Genomic DNA, 14,963 nt, shown 5'->3' with positions numbered 1-14,963 from the left:
GCCATGGATCTTGGACTGAAGGACCGGGTGTACGTCGTCACCGGAGCCACGCGCGGCCTGGGCAACGCCGCGGCGCGCCGGCTCGTCGCCGACGGGGCGAAGGTGGTGATCACCGGACGGGACGGGAAGCAGGCCGCCGAGGCCGCCGCGGAACTGGGCCCGAACGCGGTCGGGGTGGGCGTCGACAACTCCGCGCCGGACGCCCCCGAGCGGCTCATCGCGGCCGCCCGGGAGAACTTCGGCGGCTTCCACGGGATGCTGGTGAGCGTGGGCGGGCCGCCGCCCGGGTTCGTCGCGGACAACACGGACGAGCAGTGGCGCGACGCCTTCGAGTCGGTGTTCCTCGGCGCGGTGCGGCTCGCCCGGGCCGCGGCGGCCGAACTGGAGGCGGGCGGGGTCATCGGGTTCGTGCTGTCGGGCTCGGTGCACGAGCCGATCGCCGGGCTGACCGTGTCCAACGGGCTGCGGCCGGGGCTCGCCGGCTTCGCCAAGTCGCTCGCCGACGAGCTGGGGCCGCGCGGTATCCGGGTGGTGGGGCTGCTGCCGGCCCGGATCGACACCGACCGGGTGCGCGAACTGGACGGACTCTCCGCCGACCCGGAGGCCACCCGGGCGGCGAGCGAGGCCCGGATCCCGCTGCGCCGGTACGGGACGCCGGAGGAGTTCGGGAACGTCGCCGCGTTCCTGCTGTCACCGGCGGCTTCCTACCTGACGGGCATCATGCTGCCGGTGGACGGCGGCATGCGGCGCGGCTTCTGACGCTCCTCAACCGACCCTTCCGGCGCGGTGCCTGACCGTGCCCAGCCGCACCTCCGCCGGAAGGGACGGCAGCCCCGCCGAGTCACGTGCGTGGGCGAGCGCCCGGGCCGTGAACTCCGCCAGGGTGCCCGCCGGGTCCGCGTCCGGCTCCAGGCGCAGCCAGGCCCGCGCCGTGGGTGTCGTACGACGGCCGGCCAGCAGGACCTCGGCATGGGCCACGCCGTCCTGCCGGACCGCGTCCTCGGCGAGGGCGCCCTCCAGGGCCCTGCCCCGCAGCAGGGCGCCCTCGCCGTCGCCGGTGGTGACGAGCAGCTCGGGCAGGCGGCGCCGGCGCAGGACCGCCGTCAGCCACCACAGGGCGAGCAGCATCAGGGCCGCGAGGGCGGCGATGACCGTCGGCCACCACCATGCCGTGTCCCGCCAGCGGGTGCGCTCGTGCCGGGTGAGCAGGACGTCGTGCGGGCCGGTGTGCAGCCACCAGGAGGGCGGCGGCGCGCCCAGGCCGACGGCCAGCACCGCGCCGCCGACGGCGAGCAGCACCAGGCCCACCAGGGCCAGCAGGACGCGGCTGACTCCGCCGGTGCGGCCTGCGCGCATCCCCGTCACCCCTTCCGTCCGGGCCGCGCCACCCGCAGGGACAGCGCGGGCGGGGCGGTGAGGCCGAGGCCCCGCATCGCCTCGTCGAGCGTGCTGTCCAGGTCGGCGCGGACCTCGTCCAGGTCGCGGAAGTGGGAGACGACCCGGACGTCGGCCTTCCGGCGGCGCATCCGCACCCGCACCGCGCGCACCCCGGAGACGTCCATGGCGCGGTCCCGCAGCAGCAGCGCCGCCGCCTCCCGGTGCAGGGCGGCGCGGACCTCGGGGTGCGGGCGGCGCATCGGCAGCTGGGCGCGCAGGCCCGGGGTGACCGCGAGGACGATCAGCCACAGGCCGAGGGCGGCGGCGACGGCGGCGCCGGTCAGCACCCAGACGTCGTCCAGGGGGCGCTGCGCCAGTTGCCGGGCCAGGGCGCGGCGCCAGTACATCGCCGGGCGGTGGGCGCGGACGGCGGCGATGTCGTAGAGCAGCAGGCCCGCGCCGGCCGCCAGCAGGACGGCGACGACGGCGGCCGGGACGCGGCGCGGCGACCAGAAGCGGCCGCTGCCGGCGGGGGCCGGGGCGTCCGCCTCGGGGGCCTCGCCGAGCGTGCCGGTGGGCCGTGCCTCGCTCATCATGTCCTCCCCGGTCCGGTCGGCAGGTGCAGTCCCTCGACCCGGACGGCGACCTCGGACACCTCCAGGTCCACGAGGCCTTCCACCCGCTCGGTGACCCGGCGGCGCACGGCGGCGCAGCGGGCGCCGATGTCGCAGGGGTAGCCGAGTTCGAGGTGGACCCGGACCCGGGCGGTGCCCCGGGGGGTTCCCCCGCCCGGGCGGGGCGCCGGGTGCGGGCTCACGACGACCGTGGCGTGCGGGGCGGTCGCCTCGGCGGGCAACGGCGCCAGCGCCTCGCGCGCGGCCTCGGCGGCGATCTTCGCCACGACCCGGTCGGCGATCCGGGTGGCGCCGCGTTCGCCGGGCGGCACCCGGGCCGGCGCCGGGCGCACCGTGCCGGTCTCGAGGCTCACCCGGTCACCTCCGCCGGTCGCGCCGGTCGCCGCGGGTGCGGAAGAACTCCCCGAGTTCCAGGTCCCCCTCGGCGAACCGGCCGACGACGAACCCGATCGCACCCAGCGCGGCCACCAGCAGAAAGGCGCCGAACCCGCCGAAGTACCCGGCGAAACCCAGCGCCATCCCGGCGATCATGCCGACCATGGCCATGCTCATGCAGCGCTCCTCAGCTCGTCGGGCGGTGGGCCGTCACTGGATCCGGGGCTCGGGTTCCTCTTCCTCCTCCTCGGGGAGTTTGACGTCGCTGACCGCGATGTTGACCTCGACCACCTCGAGTCCGGTCATGCGTTCCACGGCGGCGATCACGTTCTCGCGCACGGCGTGGGCGACATCGCCGATGGAGACGCCGTAGTCCACGACGATCTCCAGGTCGAGCGCGGTCTGCACCTCGCCGACCTCGGCCTTCACTCCCCGGGTCACCGACTTGGAGCCGCCCGGCACCCGGTCGCGCACGGCGCCGAAGGTGCGGGCGAGCCCGCTGCCCAGGGCGTGGACGCCGACGACGTCCCGGGCGGCGAGTCCGGCGATCTTCTCCACGACGCCGTCGGCGATGGTCGTCCGCCCACGGGTCGCCGGGTCGCCGCCGCCGCGCCGGGTGGCCTTGCGGGTCGACACCTGCGGCTCCTGAGCGCCTTCCGGGGTCGTCGTCATGTCGGTCATCGCCGTACGTCCCTCTCGGTCGTCGTACCTCTTCGGTCGCCGTACCTCTTCGGTCCCTCTTCGGCTGTCGTCCTGAACACCACGGTATGCAAGGTTGCCCGGCTGCGCGCCGTGGATGCGGCAGGCTGGAGGAATGACGGCGGACCGGTGGACACAGGCGGCGGCGCGGACGGTGCGGCACCCGGTGGGACTGGGCAGGCTGCTGCCGCTGGGCGGGCCGGGCGACGGCGCGTGGATCGCGGAGGGCGCGGCCGCGGCGGTACTGGAGCGGGCGGCGGCGGAGGTGCCGGGCGTGCGGCTGGGCGCGCTGCGGATCGCGCTCGCCGATCCGGAGGACGCGGCCGAGCCCGTCGTACCGGCGCCGCCGAGCGGGCTGCCGCCGGGGGCCCTTCGGGTGACGGCGGACGTCGCGGCCACGGCCGGGGAGCCCCTGCCGACGGCGGCGGAGCGGCTGCGGCGGGCGTTGGCCACGGCCGCCACGGAGCGGCTCGGGCTGGCGGTGGCGGAGGTGGATCTGCGCGTGACGGAGCTGCTGGACGAAGACGCGCCGCCCCCGGCGGTCCATCTGCCGCAGCCGGCGCCCGCCCGGGAGCCCACGGACCCGGACGAGGCCCGTGCGGCGGCGGCCGCCCTGTCGGTGCCCGGGGTGGTGCGGCTGACGGGCTCGCTGGGCGGCCTGGGACGGGCGGTGCGGATCGAGGAGCGCGCCGAGCAGGGCGCGCTGCCGCACCGGCATGTGCGCATGGAGCTGGCGACCGGTGCGGACCACCGGGCCGTGGAGGTGGCCCGGCGGGTCCGCGCGGCCGTACACGGCGCACTGGAGGGCCGGCCGACGGTGGCCGTACTGGTCACCGCCGTCGACTGGTGATCAGAAAAGTATTAGTCGCCGAGACCGGCCAGGTCGCGCAGGCGGCGGGCCTGGGCGGCGCGTTCCGCCGTGCGCTGTGCCTCGTAGTCGCGGTCCTGCGCGCCACGGAGCAGCGCCTTGGTCTCCACCACCGCGTCGCGCGGCGGGGCCAGCAGCGCTGCCGCCAGGTCGCGTACGGCGTCGTCGAGTTCGGCCGCCGGAACCGCCAGGTTGGCCAGTCCGGTCGCCACCGCCTCCTCGGCGCCGACGAACCGTCCGGTCGCGCAGATCTCCAGCGCGCGGGCGTACCCGACCAGGCTGACCAGCGGGTGGGTGCCGGTCAGGTCGGGGACGAGGCCGAGGCTGGTCTCGCGCATGGCGAACTGCACGTCGTCCGCGACGACCCGGAGGTCGCACGCGAGCGCGAGCTGGAAGCCTGCACCGATGGCGTGCCCCTGGACGGCGGCGATGGACACGAGGTCGCTGCGCCGCCACCAGGTGAACGCCTCCTGGTATTCGGCGATGGTCGCGTCGAGCCCGGCGTCGTCACGGCGCGCGAGCTGGATGAAGGACGGCTCGCCCGGGATCCCCTCCGGGGTGAACATCTGACGGTCCAGCCCGGCGGAGAAGGACTTGCCCTCGCCCCGCAGCACGACAACGCGGACGGAGCCCGGCAGCAGCCGGCCGACCTCGGCGAGCGTGCGCCACAGAGCGGGGCTCTGGGCGTTGCGCTTGTCCGGGTTGGTCAGCGTCACCGTGGCGAGCGTGTCGTCGACGGTGAGCCGTACGCCGTCCTTGTCGAGTACGGGAGCGAGGTCCTGCTCGGGCGTAGCCATGGGGCGCCTCCGATGGGTGCGGTCAACAGAGCAGAGCTAAGTGACTGCACAGTAACCACCCGGCCGGTCAGTCCGCCGACCGGGTGGCCACCATCGAAGCCGATGGGCCGCCCCGAGTCAGGACTGTGCGGCCTTCTTGCCCCGGGTCGCTCCGCCACGCCCACGCAGCGTGACGCCCGACTCGCTGAGCATCCGGTGGACGAAGCCATACGAGCGGCCGGTCTCCTCGGCCAGCGCCCGGATGCTCGCACCGGAGTCGTACTTTTTCTTCAGGTCTGCCGCGAGCTTGTCGCGCGCGGCGCCGGTCACCCGGCTGCCCTTCTTCAGAGTCTCGGCCACCCGTGCCTCCTCATGGGAAGTGCGCTCTGGTCTCCTCATGATCACCCCTCTTGGGCGCGATGGCCACCCATTCGGCAAGGTCTGTGGGACATCGTTGTGACGACAGGAGCGCATCCCCACAAGCGGACTATGGAATTCCAAGGGGTGTTGTCCGCAGGACCGAACGGGTGGATTCACGAAGTGCCAGGTCAGCGACCGGAGCGGCCGATCCCTTGGCAGCATGGGGATCGGCCGTGAAATCCGTGTACGACACACCTCAATACGAGGAGTTCTCACACAGATGATGGATCACGGATCGGCCGAATGATCCATACTCAGTGGATCAGGCTTTCGATCACGCCAGGGCGACGAGATCCGCGTAGTCCGCGCCCCACAGGTCCTCGACGCCGTCCGGCAGCAGGATGATCCGCTCCGGCTGGAGCGCCTCGACGGCGCCCTCGTCATGCGTGACCAGGACGACCGCGCCCTTGTAGGTGCGCAGCGCGCCCAGGATCTCCTCGCGGCTCGCGGGGTCGAGGTTGTTGGTCGGCTCGTCCAGCAGCAGGACGTTCGCCGACGACACGACGAGCGTGGCCAGGGCGAGGCGGGTCTTCTCACCGCCGGAGAGGACCCCGGCCGGCTTGTCGACGTCGTCGCCGGAGAACAGGAACGAACCCAGCACCTTGCGGACCTCGACCAGGTCCATGTCGGGGGCGGCCGAGCGCATGTTCTCCAGGACCGTGCGGTCGGCGTCCAGGGTCTCGTGCTCCTGGGCGTAGTAGCCGAGCTTGAGGCCGTGGCCGGGGACGACCTCGCCGGTGTCCGGCTGCTCGGCCCCCGCGAGGAGCCGGAGCAGGGTGGTCTTCCCCGCGCCGTTGAGGCCGAGGATGACGACCCGCGAGCCCTTGTCGATGGCCAGGTCGACGTCGGTGAAGATCTCCAGCGAGCCGTAGGACTTCGACAGACCCTCGGCGGTGAGCGGGGTCTTGCCGCACGGCGCGGGCTCGGGGAAGCGCAGCTTGGCGACCTTGTCGGAGACGCGCACCGCGTCCAGCCCGGCGAGCAGCCGGTCGGCGCGCTTGGCCATGTTCTGCGCGGCGACCGTCTTGGTGGCCTTGGCGCGCATCTTGTCGGCCTGCGAGTGCAGGGCGGCGGCCTTCTTCTCGGCGTTCTGCCGTTCCCGCTTGCGGCGCTTCTCGTCGGCCTCGCGCTGCTGCTGGTAGAGCTTCCAGCCCATGTTGTAGACGTCGATCGTGGAGCGGTTGGCGTCCAGGTAGAACACCTTGTTCACGACCGTGTCGACCAGGTCGACGTCGTGGGAGATCACGATGAAGCCGCCGCGGTAGGTCTTCAGGTAGTCCCGCAGCCAGATGATCGAGTCCGCGTCGAGGTGGTTGGTGGGCTCGTCGAGGAGCAGCGTGTCCGCGTCGGAGAACAGGATCCGCGCCAGCTCGATACGGCGGCGCTGACCGCCGGAGAGGGTGTGCAGCGGCTGGCCCAGCACCCGGTCGGGCAGGTTCAGCGCGGCGGCGATGGTGGCGGCCTCGGCCTCGGCGGAGTACCCGCCCTTGGTGAGGAACTCCGTCTCCTGCCGCTCGTACTGCTTCATGGCCTTCTCGCGGGTGGAGCCCTTGCCGTTGGCGATGCGCTCCTCGTTCTCGCGCATCTTGCGGATCAGGACGTCGAGGCCGCGCGCGGACAGGATGCGGTCGCGGGCGAGGACGTCCAGGTCGCCGGTGCGGGGGTCCTGCGGGAGGTAGCCGACCTCGCCGGAGCGGGTGATGGTGCCGGCCGCGGGGATGCCCTCGCCGGCCAGACACTTGGTGAGGGTGGTCTTGCCTGCGCCGTTACGGCCGACGAGGCCGATGCGGTCGCCCTTGGCGACCCGGAAGGTGGCGTTCTCGATGAGGACGCGCGCACCGGCGCGCAGCTCGATACCAGAGGCGGAGATCAAGGGACAGACTCCTGGGCGTACATGGGATTGGCGGGTGGGCGGCTGAGGGCGTTCCCGCCGTCTAATGCGCGAGGAGAATGGCCATGGGGAAAGTCTAACGGGGCCACGCAAGCGGTTTTTCTACGTCCAGGTGTTCGTACCGACCCGTTCCGTGACCGGGGAGATCGTTGCCGAGCGGGGCGCGGTCCGGGGTGATCCGCCCCAGGTCGTCCAGGGGCACCAGCTGCCCGGTCCAGGCGCCCTGGGCGCACGGCTGGGCCAGCAGCAGGGCCGTACCGCGGCGTACGGCGCGCTCGGGCCGGAACCCGCAGTCCGCGGGGGCGGGCAGCATCCGGCGCAGGTCGCCGTCGGCGGTGCGGTACGCGGTGACGCGGTGCGGGGTGACGACGGCGAGGATGCCCCGGCCGAGGGGGCGCAGGACGCCGCTGCCGCCGTGCGCCGGGAGCCACGCGGCGGTGCCGGGCAGGGCGCGGTGCCGGCGCACGGTGCGGCCGTCGGTGTCGGTGAGCAGGCCGTCGTCCCAGAGCGCGATCGCCTCCGCGGGCGCGGCCAGGCGACCGGCCGGCGTCCCGGGCGCGCGTACCGCCAGCGCAGCGCCCCGGTCCGGGTGTCGTAGGCCGCCACGGCGCTCCCCCGCGCCCGGGCCGCCCACCGTCCGGCCGACGCCTCCCGCTCCGCGCGCGGCGCGACCACGAGCCGGTCCCCGTACGGCACGGGCCGCACCGCATGGGCCACCACGAGCAGACACCCGACGAGGAGCAGGCCGAGTACGGCACGCAACCGCCGGCGCGGGAAGCGGCCGCCGCGGGCCGCACGAGCGACTACCGCCCTGCCGACGCGGCTCCGACGGCCGCCCCTCAGGCCGGTCCCGGCGGGCGGGGCGCGGTGTCGCCCGTTCGGGTGGGGGTGGGGGGTGGGGGTGGCCGGGTGGGTAGGGATGGGGCCGGTTTCCGTGGAACCGGTCCGGCGGAGGGGTGACGCCGGGGCCGGCCGTGAGCACGACGTCCGTGAAGGGGTGAGCGGTATGAGGGGCACGGGCGGTGGAGGGCGGCCGAGTGTCTGTCCCGCGCTGCTGTACGCGGACGCGCGGGCGGCTATCAGGCAGCTGACGGAGGCCCTCGGCTTCACCGAGCTGTCGGTGTACGAGACGGCGGACGGCACGGTGATGCACGCCGAGCTGGTCCAGGGCAACGGCGCGGTGATGATCGGCTCCAGGGGCCGCGGCGGGCCGTTCGACACGGCGATGAGGGGTGCGGGGCCCGCCGGGGTGTACGTCGTCGTGGACGACGTGGACGCCCACCACCAGCGGGCCGTGGAGCACGGGGTGGAGATCCTGATGCCCCCGACGGACCAGGACCACGGCTCGCGGGACTATCTGGCGCGGGACGCCGAGGGCACCGTGTGGAGCTTCGGGACGTACGCCCCCGACGTCCAGCCCTGAGCCTCAGCCCCCGGTGTGCACCTGGAACGCGGCCCGGCGCACGGCCTTGGCCAGGGCCGGGTCGGGGTGGGCGGCGGCCAGGGCGACCAGGACCTGCACGGTGCGCGGGTGGCCGACGGCGCGGACCTCGTCGAGCAGCTGGGGGACGGTGGGCTGCACCGCGGACTCCAGGTGCCGGACCAGCATCGGCGTCTCGCCGTGGTCGGCGACGGCCGCGGCGGTGTCCACCCAGAGCCAGGTGGCCTCCTCGCGGGTGAGCACCTCGTGCGCGTCCTCCGGGTCGACGCCGTCGTGCTCGGCCAGCCACAGCAGCGCGTACGGCCTGAGGGCGGGCTCGTCCACCACGGCGCGCACCTCGGGTTCGGCCGGGGCGCCGACCACGCGCAGCGCCTCGAAGGCGAGGCCGCGCAGCAGGGCGTCCTCGCCGCGGGCGGCGGCGATCAGCTCGGTGACGGCGGCGCCGACGGGGCGGGCGGCGAGCCAGGCCCGGTACTCGGCGCGGGCCGCGTTGGGGCGGAGCTGGGCGCAGCCGCGGAGCATGTCCTCGGCGGACTGCTCGATGTTGCCGGCCGGGCTCTGGGCGGCCACGCAGATCTGCTCCAGCTTGACCCACACCGCCCAGCTGCCCAGCGGGGTGAGGGTGGCCTGGCCGTCGCCGTAGGTGAGGGCGCCGACGGCGGCGAGGGCGCTCAGGGCCCAGTCGAGCAGGGGCTCCAGCGGGGTGTCCCCGGCGGGGTCGGCGGCGGCCGGGGTGCCGGCGGGCGGCTCGGGGGCGGGGCCGTAGGGGACCTCGCAGCGCTCGGTGCGCAGTTCGGTGACGCGCTGCCGGAGCAGGTCGAGGAGCTGTTCGACCGGGACGGGGCCGGCGGACAGCTGGAGGAAGGAGAGCACCTGGGGCATGGCCGAGACGACCTCGGCGACGGCGGCGGGCTCCTGGTCGGCGGGCTCCGGGGAGGCGAGCGACCAGGCGTCGAAGAGGGCGACCCAGCCGCGCAGCACGGCGCTGTCGTCGCGGTCCCAGGCGCGCAGCCGCCAGCCGGGGCGCGCGTTGTCACCGTGCACCTCGACCAGTCCGGCGAGGCGGGCGGTGTCCCATTCGGCACGCACCTGAGCGACGCTCAGGCCGAGCTCGGCGGCGGCCCGTTCGGCGGTCGCGGCGGACAGGGTGGCCTTGCCGTCGGCGGTGGCGGCGTCGCTTCCGGGGCCGAGGGCGGCGTCGGCCCAGCGGGCGACGCGGACCGCGCCGGCCAGCCGGAGGCGGGCCATTCTCGCCAGCTCGGCCGGGGCGGGTGTGCCCTCCGGCGGCCGGGGTGCGGGGCGGCCTGGGCGTCGCTGGTTCACGGCTCTGGGGGCGGCGGCCAGGGGTCGGGGTCGGACGAGTCGAAGCCTGGAGTCGCGCGGGATACGGGACGTCACGGGGGCAGTCTTCCGGTTGACGGTCCGAAAACCCAAACGGAATGTCACGGCGGGCGACGGAGCTGGCCAACGCACCGGCCCCGGCACGGGGAGCGGGAGCGGCCGTGAAGACTCCTTCAAGCCATCGGTACAGCGTTAAACGGAACGCCCCCGGACCTTTCCCCGCGGGTCACATCAGTGGGGTGAGGAAGCGGCGCAGGCGTTCCTCGTACTCCTCCGGGTCGGGGTTCCACATCGCCGCGTGGGGCGCGTCCGCCACGGTGTGCAGGGCGACCTTGTCGGGGCGGCGGGCGGCGAGGCGGCGGGAGAACGCCCAGGGCGCCACCTGGTCCCCCGGGCCGTGCATGATCAGCGTCGGTACGGCGAGCCGCTCCGGGTCGCCCGCCCCGGTGGCCTGGTCGGCGTGCAGCCCGGCCCGGCCCTGCGCGGCCCGCACCGCGAGCGGCAGCAGCGGCTGCGGGGTGTTCCGGGCCTGGGCGAGGGCGCGCAGCGTGGCCTCCCAGCTGAGGACCGGCGAGTCCAGGACCAGCCCGGCGATGCGGTCGCGCACGGCGGAGTGCTCGGCGGCGCGCAGGGCCATCGTGGCGCCGGTGGACCAGCCGAGCAGCACCACGCGGCGGGCGCCGTACCGCACCGCGTAGCGGATCGCCGCGTCCACGTCCCGCCACTCGGACTCGCCGAGGTGGTTGAGGCCGTCCGGCGGGCGGGGGGCGCCGAGGTCGCCGCGGTAGGCGAGGGCGAGCACCGGCAGCCGGCGGGCGTGCAGGAAGCCCATGAGGTTCATGGTGTGTTCGCGGGTGGTGCCGAGCCCGTGCACGGCGATCACCCAGATGTCCCGGCTGCCGGGCAGGAACCAGGCGGGCAGGGGACCGAGTTCGCCGGGGACGTCCACGTCGGCGTGGTCGAGGCCGAGGGCGCCGCGCGGGTTGCCGACGTACAGGTTCGGGGTGAGCCAGACCGAGTCGCCGGGGTCGAGGCTGCCGTGGGTGACGCCCTCCAGGCGGCGCACGACGGTGTCGACGCTGTGCCGGGCCGTGGTCAGGACGGGTCCGACGACCGCGTGGGAGCCGTCGCCCGCGAGGCCGTAGGTGCCGGGGCGCAGGGAGGCGAGATCGCGGGTGAGGGATATCCGGCCGGCGGCCGTGCTGTGCACGGTGAGGCGGGGCTCGGTGGGCAGCGGGCGGCCGGCGGGGGCCTTCAGCGCGGCGTCGCTGGCCAGCCGGCCGGCGGCCACGGATGCCGCGCCGGCGGCGAGAACGGCGGTCACCGCGGTGGCGGTCGCTTTGACTGGGCGCACGGGTCCAGTGTCCCGGCGCTCGCGGTCCCCGGCCAGTGGAAGGCCCGGACACGGCGAGGAAAAGGCGGGGAAGAGGCGGGGGGAAAGTGCGGAGAGGGGGCGGGGTCAGGGGCGCCGGCCGTAGCCCTCCAGCCGGGACGCGGCCTCGCCGAGCTGCGCTTCGGTGAGCAGGGTCGGGGTCAGCCCCGGGACCGAGGAGGCCGTCAGCCAGACCCGGCACATCCACTCCAGCTGGGCGGTGCGGTCGTAGGCCTGGTCGAGGTCGGCGCCGTAGGTGAGCGTGCCGTGGTTGCGCAGCAGGCAGCCGGAGCGGCCGGCGAGGGCGCGCAGCACATGGCCGGCCAGTTCCTCGCTGCCGTAGGCCGCGTAGGGGGCGACCCGGACGGGTCCGCCGAGGGCGGCGGTCATGTAGTGGATCGGGGGCAGCTCCGGTACCAGCGTGGAGACCGCGGTGGCGTGCACGGCGTGGGTGTGGACGATGGCGCGGGCGTCGGTGGCGCGGTAGACGGCGAGGTGCATGGGCAGCTCGCTGGTCGGCACCCGGGTGCCGAGCACCTGGCGCCCGGTGAGGTCGACGCCGGTGATGTCGTCCGGGGTGAGCCGGTCGTAGGGCACGCCCGACGGGGTCACCAGCACCAGGTCGCCGACCCGCGCCGAGACATTGCCGGAGGTGCCGACCACCAGTCCGTCGGCGACGGTCCGGCGTGCCGCCGCGACGACGTCCGCCCAGACCCGCCCCGGCTCCGCCGACTGCCGCGGTGGCTGTTCCGTGTTCTGCCGCTGTTCCGCCATGCGGCGATCCTGCCAGCCGGTCCGGCCGGGCGGCGGCTTCGGGCCGTACATCGGCCACCGGTCGGCCACAGATCGACGGCCCTAGGCCAGCGCATGAGCCGGCCGTCACGCGTCCGAACGGGCGGATATCGGTGCGAAACGCGCCGTATCGGCGCGGATCTGTTGATCAACGGGTCTTGACTGGTCCCTCTTGCCCGCTTGCCCGCCGGACGGCCCTCCCGTCCGCGACCCCGGGGAGACGCATGGCTGCTCGTGCACGCACTCTTCTCCGTCGCCGCGCCGGTGTCCTCGCGGCGGCCACGGCCGCGCTCGCCCTCGCCGGCACCGCGACCGCCTCGGCCGGACCGCCGAAGTGGGCCACGGCACTGCCCCAGGGCCACGACGTGTCGTCCCACCAGGAGCATGTGGACTGGCCCACGGCGCTCGACAAGGGCGCCCGGTTCGTCTACGTGAAGGCGACCGAGTCCACCGGCTACCGCAACCCCTACTTCGCCGAGCAGTACGACGGTGCGTACCGCTCGGGCCTGGTGCGCGGCGCGTACCACTTCGCCCGGCCGGACCGGTCCTCCGGCGCCCGGCAGGCCGAGTTCTTCGTGCACCACGGCGGCGACTGGCGGGCCGACGGCCGGACCCTGCCGCCCGCGCTCGACATCGAATACAACCCGTACGACCACAGGCATCCGTGCTACGGGCTGAGCAACCGGAGGATGGTGCACTGGATCCGGTCGTTCAGCGACGAGGTCGAGCAGGAGACCGGCCGCCCCCCGGTGATCTACACGACCGCCGAGTGGTGGCGGATGTGCACCGGCGACAGCGACGCCTTCGCCGCGCGGCACCCGCTGTGGATCGCCCGGCACGGCAGCTCGGGGCCGGGGGAACTGCCCGGCGGCTGGCAGGACTGGACGTTCTGGCAGTACGGCACCCGGGGCGGGCTGCCGGGTGACCAGAATCTCTTTCACGGCTCGGCGGCCCGGCTGCGTTCCTTCGCCCGGGGCTGGTAGCCAAGGGGCGACTGGGGTGAGCGGGGTCGAAGGCGGCAAACGGGACCCCACTCCCTCGATCAGGACACCGTCAGGCCCGTCTCAGTTCATCTTCCGTTCACCCAGGTTGCCTACGTTCATCCAGCCAACGACCTCGAACGATTGCCTGGGTAAATGGAAAGCTTCTCGCTGATCCTCGCGATTGTGGTGGTAACCGCTCTCGCGTTCGATTTCACGAACGGTTTCCACGACACCGCGAACGCGATGGCCACGACCATCTCGACAGGCGCACTCAAGCCCAAGCTCGCGGTGACCATGTCCGCCGTCCTCAACCTGGCCGGCGCCTTTCTCTCGGTGGAGGTCGCCAACACGATCTCCAAGGGTCTCGTCGACGAGACCGGCATCCGTCCCGAGGTCATCTTCGCCGCCCTGGTCGGCGCGATCCTCTGGAACCTGCTGACCTGGCTGGTGGGCCTCCCCTCCAGCTCCTCGCACGCCCTGATGGGCGGCCTGATCGGTGCCGCCGTGGCCTCCGCGGGCTTCGGCGCCGTGCACGGTGACGTCCTGGTCACCAAGGTGATCCTCCCGGCGGTCGCCGCCCCGGTCGTGGCGGGCCTCGCCTCGATGCTGGCGACCCGCTTCTCCTACGGCGTCGGCGGCGGCGACAGCCAGGCCACCCGCAAGGGCTACCGCGCCGGCCAGATCGCCTCCGCCGGTCTGGTCTCCCTCGCCCACGGCACCAACGACGCGCAGAAGACCATGGGCGTCATCACCCTCGCGCTGGTCGCGGGCGGCTCCCTCGCCCCCGGCTCCAACCCGCCGGTCTGGGTGATCCTCTCCGCGGGCCTGGCCATCGCGCTCGGCACCTACATCGGCGGCTGGCGCATCATCCGCACCATGGGCACGGGCCTGACCGAGCTGGAGCCGCGCCAGGGCTTCGCCGCGCAGACCAGCGCCGCCACCGCCATCCTGACCTCCTCGCACCTCGGCTTCTCCCTCTCCACCACGCATGTCGTCTCCGGCTCGGTGATGGGCGCGGGCCTCGGCCGCAAGGGCGGAGTGGTCCGCTGGTCCACCGCGACCCGGATGGCCGTGGCCTGGGTGCTGACCCTGCCGGCCGCCGCGCTGGTCGGCGCGGGTGCCGAGGCCGTCACGGAGCTGGGCGACTGGGGCACCGCCGCCGTCGCCGTCTTCCTGGTCGCCTCGAGCGCCGCCATCTGGAAGATCTCCCGCCGCGAGGTCGTCGACCACACCAACGTGGTCGAGGAGACCGGTGAGCCGGCCGGCGTGGTGACCACCGCCATCGCCGCCGTGACCCCGCCCCCGGCGGGCCAGATCACCGAGGACCTGACGGCCACCATCGCGTCCCCCGCCGCCGAGCCCACCCCGGTCGCCCCGGCGGTTCCGCCGGCCGCCACCGTCTGACCCGGTCACCCCGGTTACCGGTTACCGAAGGAAGCAACCCCATGAAGATCGACTGGGCGGCCATCGGCTCCGTCTTCGGCGTCAGCCTCGTGGTCACCGTGGGCCTGGTGGCCCTGTTCAGCCTCGGCATCAAGGGCCTGGCCCACCGCGAGCGGGCCACCGCGCAGGGCGACTCCGCCGCCCTCGCCGTCACCGGCGCCTACCTGAGCTTCGCGGCCTGCGCGGCGGCGGTGGCGTACGGGATCTACCTGATCGTCGCCAAGGCCTGACCGCGGACCTTCCGAAGGCTCCCCTCCCCGCACCGCGGAGGGGAGCCTTTTTCATGCCCTCTCCCGCCGTGTCTCCCGCTCCCCTCCCACCCCCCAATGTGGGGATCGGCACACTCTCCCCATGCAGGTCAACAGCGAGTTGACGGCCGTTCCGGGCGCGTGGTGGACTGCCCGGGCCAAGTACGGCGGCAGAAGAGGAAGCCGGTGCGAATCCGGCGCGGTCCCGCCACTGTCACCGGGGAAGAACACCCCGGGAGCCAGGAACTCTCACCGCCGAATCTCGTCGAACCAGGGCGCGGACACCCTGAGTGAGGACATAG

General features: G+C 74.2%; 18 protein-coding genes and 1 riboswitch. Of the genes, 6 read left to right on the top strand and 12 right to left on the bottom strand.

Annotated elements, in window-relative coordinates; genetic code table 11:
• Positions 1–3: 3 nt before the first annotated feature.
• Entirely contained in the window at positions 4–759 is a 756-nt protein-coding gene (locus tag ACFVIU_RS16805; RefSeq protein ID WP_385843240.1) for an SDR family oxidoreductase, read from the top strand.
• 6 nt (positions 760–765) lie between these two features.
• On the opposite strand, the gene amaP is transcribed toward ACFVIU_RS16805, so the two are convergent.
• Genes amaP through ACFVIU_RS16780 form a run of 5 tightly spaced genes read right to left on the bottom strand, consistent with a single transcriptional unit; the run spans position 766 to position 3,068 of the window.
• Complete coding sequence (gene amaP, locus ACFVIU_RS16800; RefSeq protein ID WP_385843239.1) at positions 766–1,356, bottom strand: alkaline shock response membrane anchor protein AmaP; 591 nt, start codon at positions 1,354–1,356, stop codon at positions 766–768.
• Between the two features lie 5 nt (positions 1,357–1,361).
• Positions 1,362–1,973, bottom strand: a complete 612-nt coding sequence (locus ACFVIU_RS16795) for a DUF6286 domain-containing protein (RefSeq protein WP_385843238.1) — start codon at positions 1,971–1,973, stop codon at positions 1,362–1,364.
• On the bottom strand, positions 1,970–2,365 hold the full coding sequence (locus tag ACFVIU_RS16790; protein ID WP_385843237.1) for an Asp23/Gls24 family envelope stress response protein: 396 nt from the start codon (positions 2,363–2,365) through the stop codon (positions 1,970–1,972). Before ACFVIU_RS16790 ends, ACFVIU_RS16795 begins: the two co-directional genes overlap by 4 nt.
• A gap of 4 nt (positions 2,366–2,369) precedes the next feature.
• A complete protein-coding gene (locus ACFVIU_RS16785; RefSeq protein WP_385843236.1) occupies positions 2,370–2,564 on the bottom strand; it encodes a hypothetical protein in 195 nt (64 codons plus the stop codon).
• A 33-nt stretch (positions 2,565–2,597) separates the two neighbouring features.
• Positions 2,598–3,068 carry an Asp23/Gls24 family envelope stress response protein gene (locus tag ACFVIU_RS16780; RefSeq protein WP_385843235.1) on the bottom strand — a complete coding sequence of 157 codons (471 nt, stop codon included), beginning with the start codon at positions 3,066–3,068 and terminating at the stop codon, positions 2,598–2,600.
• A gap of 133 nt (positions 3,069–3,201) precedes the next feature.
• On the opposite strand from ACFVIU_RS16780, the gene ACFVIU_RS16775 reads away from it, so the two are divergent.
• A complete protein-coding gene (locus tag ACFVIU_RS16775) occupies positions 3,202–3,936 on the top strand; it encodes a nucleopolyhedrovirus P10 family protein (protein ID WP_385843234.1) in 735 nt (244 codons plus the stop codon).
• Between the two features lie 11 nt (positions 3,937–3,947).
• On the opposite strand, the gene ACFVIU_RS16770 is transcribed toward ACFVIU_RS16775, so the two are convergent.
• The 4 genes from ACFVIU_RS16770 to ACFVIU_RS16755 all read right to left on the bottom strand — a co-directional run bounded on the left by ACFVIU_RS16770 (position 3,948) and on the right by ACFVIU_RS16755 (position 7,675).
• Positions 3,948–4,751 carry an enoyl-CoA hydratase/isomerase family protein gene (locus tag ACFVIU_RS16770; RefSeq protein WP_385843233.1) on the bottom strand — a complete coding sequence of 268 codons (804 nt, stop codon included), beginning with the start codon at positions 4,749–4,751 and terminating at the stop codon, positions 3,948–3,950.
• 117 nt (positions 4,752–4,868) lie between these two features.
• The gene (locus ACFVIU_RS16765; protein ID WP_385843232.1) at positions 4,869–5,090 is read right to left on the bottom strand and encodes a helix-turn-helix domain-containing protein; all 222 of its coding nucleotides are present in this window, start codon (positions 5,088–5,090) and stop codon (positions 4,869–4,871) included.
• Between the two features lie 334 nt (positions 5,091–5,424).
• Complete coding sequence (locus ACFVIU_RS16760; RefSeq protein ID WP_385843231.1) at positions 5,425–7,023, bottom strand: ABC-F family ATP-binding cassette domain-containing protein; 1,599 nt, start codon at positions 7,021–7,023, stop codon at positions 5,425–5,427.
• A 94-nt stretch (positions 7,024–7,117) separates the two neighbouring features.
• A complete protein-coding gene (locus tag ACFVIU_RS16755; protein WP_385843230.1) occupies positions 7,118–7,675 on the bottom strand; it encodes a hypothetical protein in 558 nt (185 codons plus the stop codon).
• Between the two features lie 372 nt (positions 7,676–8,047).
• Between ACFVIU_RS16755 and ACFVIU_RS16750 the strand changes: the two genes are divergently transcribed.
• Positions 8,048–8,464, top strand: a complete 417-nt coding sequence (locus ACFVIU_RS16750) for a VOC family protein (RefSeq protein WP_385843229.1) — start codon at positions 8,048–8,050, stop codon at positions 8,462–8,464.
• 3 nt (positions 8,465–8,467) lie between these two features.
• On the opposite strand, the gene ACFVIU_RS16745 is transcribed toward ACFVIU_RS16750, so the two are convergent.
• The 3 genes from ACFVIU_RS16745 to ACFVIU_RS16735 all read right to left on the bottom strand — a co-directional run bounded on the left by ACFVIU_RS16745 (position 8,468) and on the right by ACFVIU_RS16735 (position 11,969).
• Entirely contained in the window at positions 8,468–9,880 is a 1,413-nt protein-coding gene (locus ACFVIU_RS16745; RefSeq protein WP_385843228.1) for a hypothetical protein, read from the bottom strand.
• Between the two features lie 169 nt (positions 9,881–10,049).
• A complete protein-coding gene (locus tag ACFVIU_RS16740) occupies positions 10,050–11,177 on the bottom strand; it encodes an alpha/beta hydrolase (protein WP_385843227.1) in 1,128 nt (375 codons plus the stop codon).
• A 105-nt stretch (positions 11,178–11,282) separates the two neighbouring features.
• Complete coding sequence (locus ACFVIU_RS16735; RefSeq protein WP_385843225.1) at positions 11,283–11,969, bottom strand: class II aldolase/adducin family protein; 687 nt, start codon at positions 11,967–11,969, stop codon at positions 11,283–11,285.
• Positions 11,970–12,211: 242 nt separating this feature from the next.
• On the opposite strand from ACFVIU_RS16735, the gene ACFVIU_RS16730 reads away from it, so the two are divergent.
• The 3 genes from ACFVIU_RS16730 to ACFVIU_RS16720 all read left to right on the top strand — a co-directional run bounded on the left by ACFVIU_RS16730 (position 12,212) and on the right by ACFVIU_RS16720 (position 14,643).
• Positions 12,212–12,970, top strand: a complete 759-nt coding sequence (locus tag ACFVIU_RS16730; protein WP_385843224.1) for a lysozyme — start codon at positions 12,212–12,214, stop codon at positions 12,968–12,970.
• Between the two features lie 153 nt (positions 12,971–13,123).
• Positions 13,124–14,374 carry an anion permease gene (locus ACFVIU_RS16725; protein ID WP_385843223.1) on the top strand — a complete coding sequence of 417 codons (1,251 nt, stop codon included), beginning with the start codon at positions 13,124–13,126 and terminating at the stop codon, positions 14,372–14,374.
• A 41-nt stretch (positions 14,375–14,415) separates the two neighbouring features.
• A complete protein-coding gene (locus tag ACFVIU_RS16720; RefSeq protein WP_385843222.1) occupies positions 14,416–14,643 on the top strand; it encodes a hypothetical protein in 228 nt (75 codons plus the stop codon).
• Between the two features lie 146 nt (positions 14,644–14,789).
• A riboswitch (cobalamin riboswitch) is annotated at positions 14,790–14,933 on the top strand.
• The last annotated feature ends 30 nt before the right edge of the window (positions 14,934–14,963 follow it).

The sequence above is a fragment of the Streptomyces sp. NPDC127190 genome, assembly GCF_042672505.1.
In the GTDB taxonomy this organism is placed as follows: Bacteria; Actinomycetota; Actinomycetes; order Streptomycetales; family Streptomycetaceae; genus Streptomyces.
Note: the sequence above shows the minus strand (reverse complement) of the source record. Positions and strands in the feature narration are given on the sequence as shown.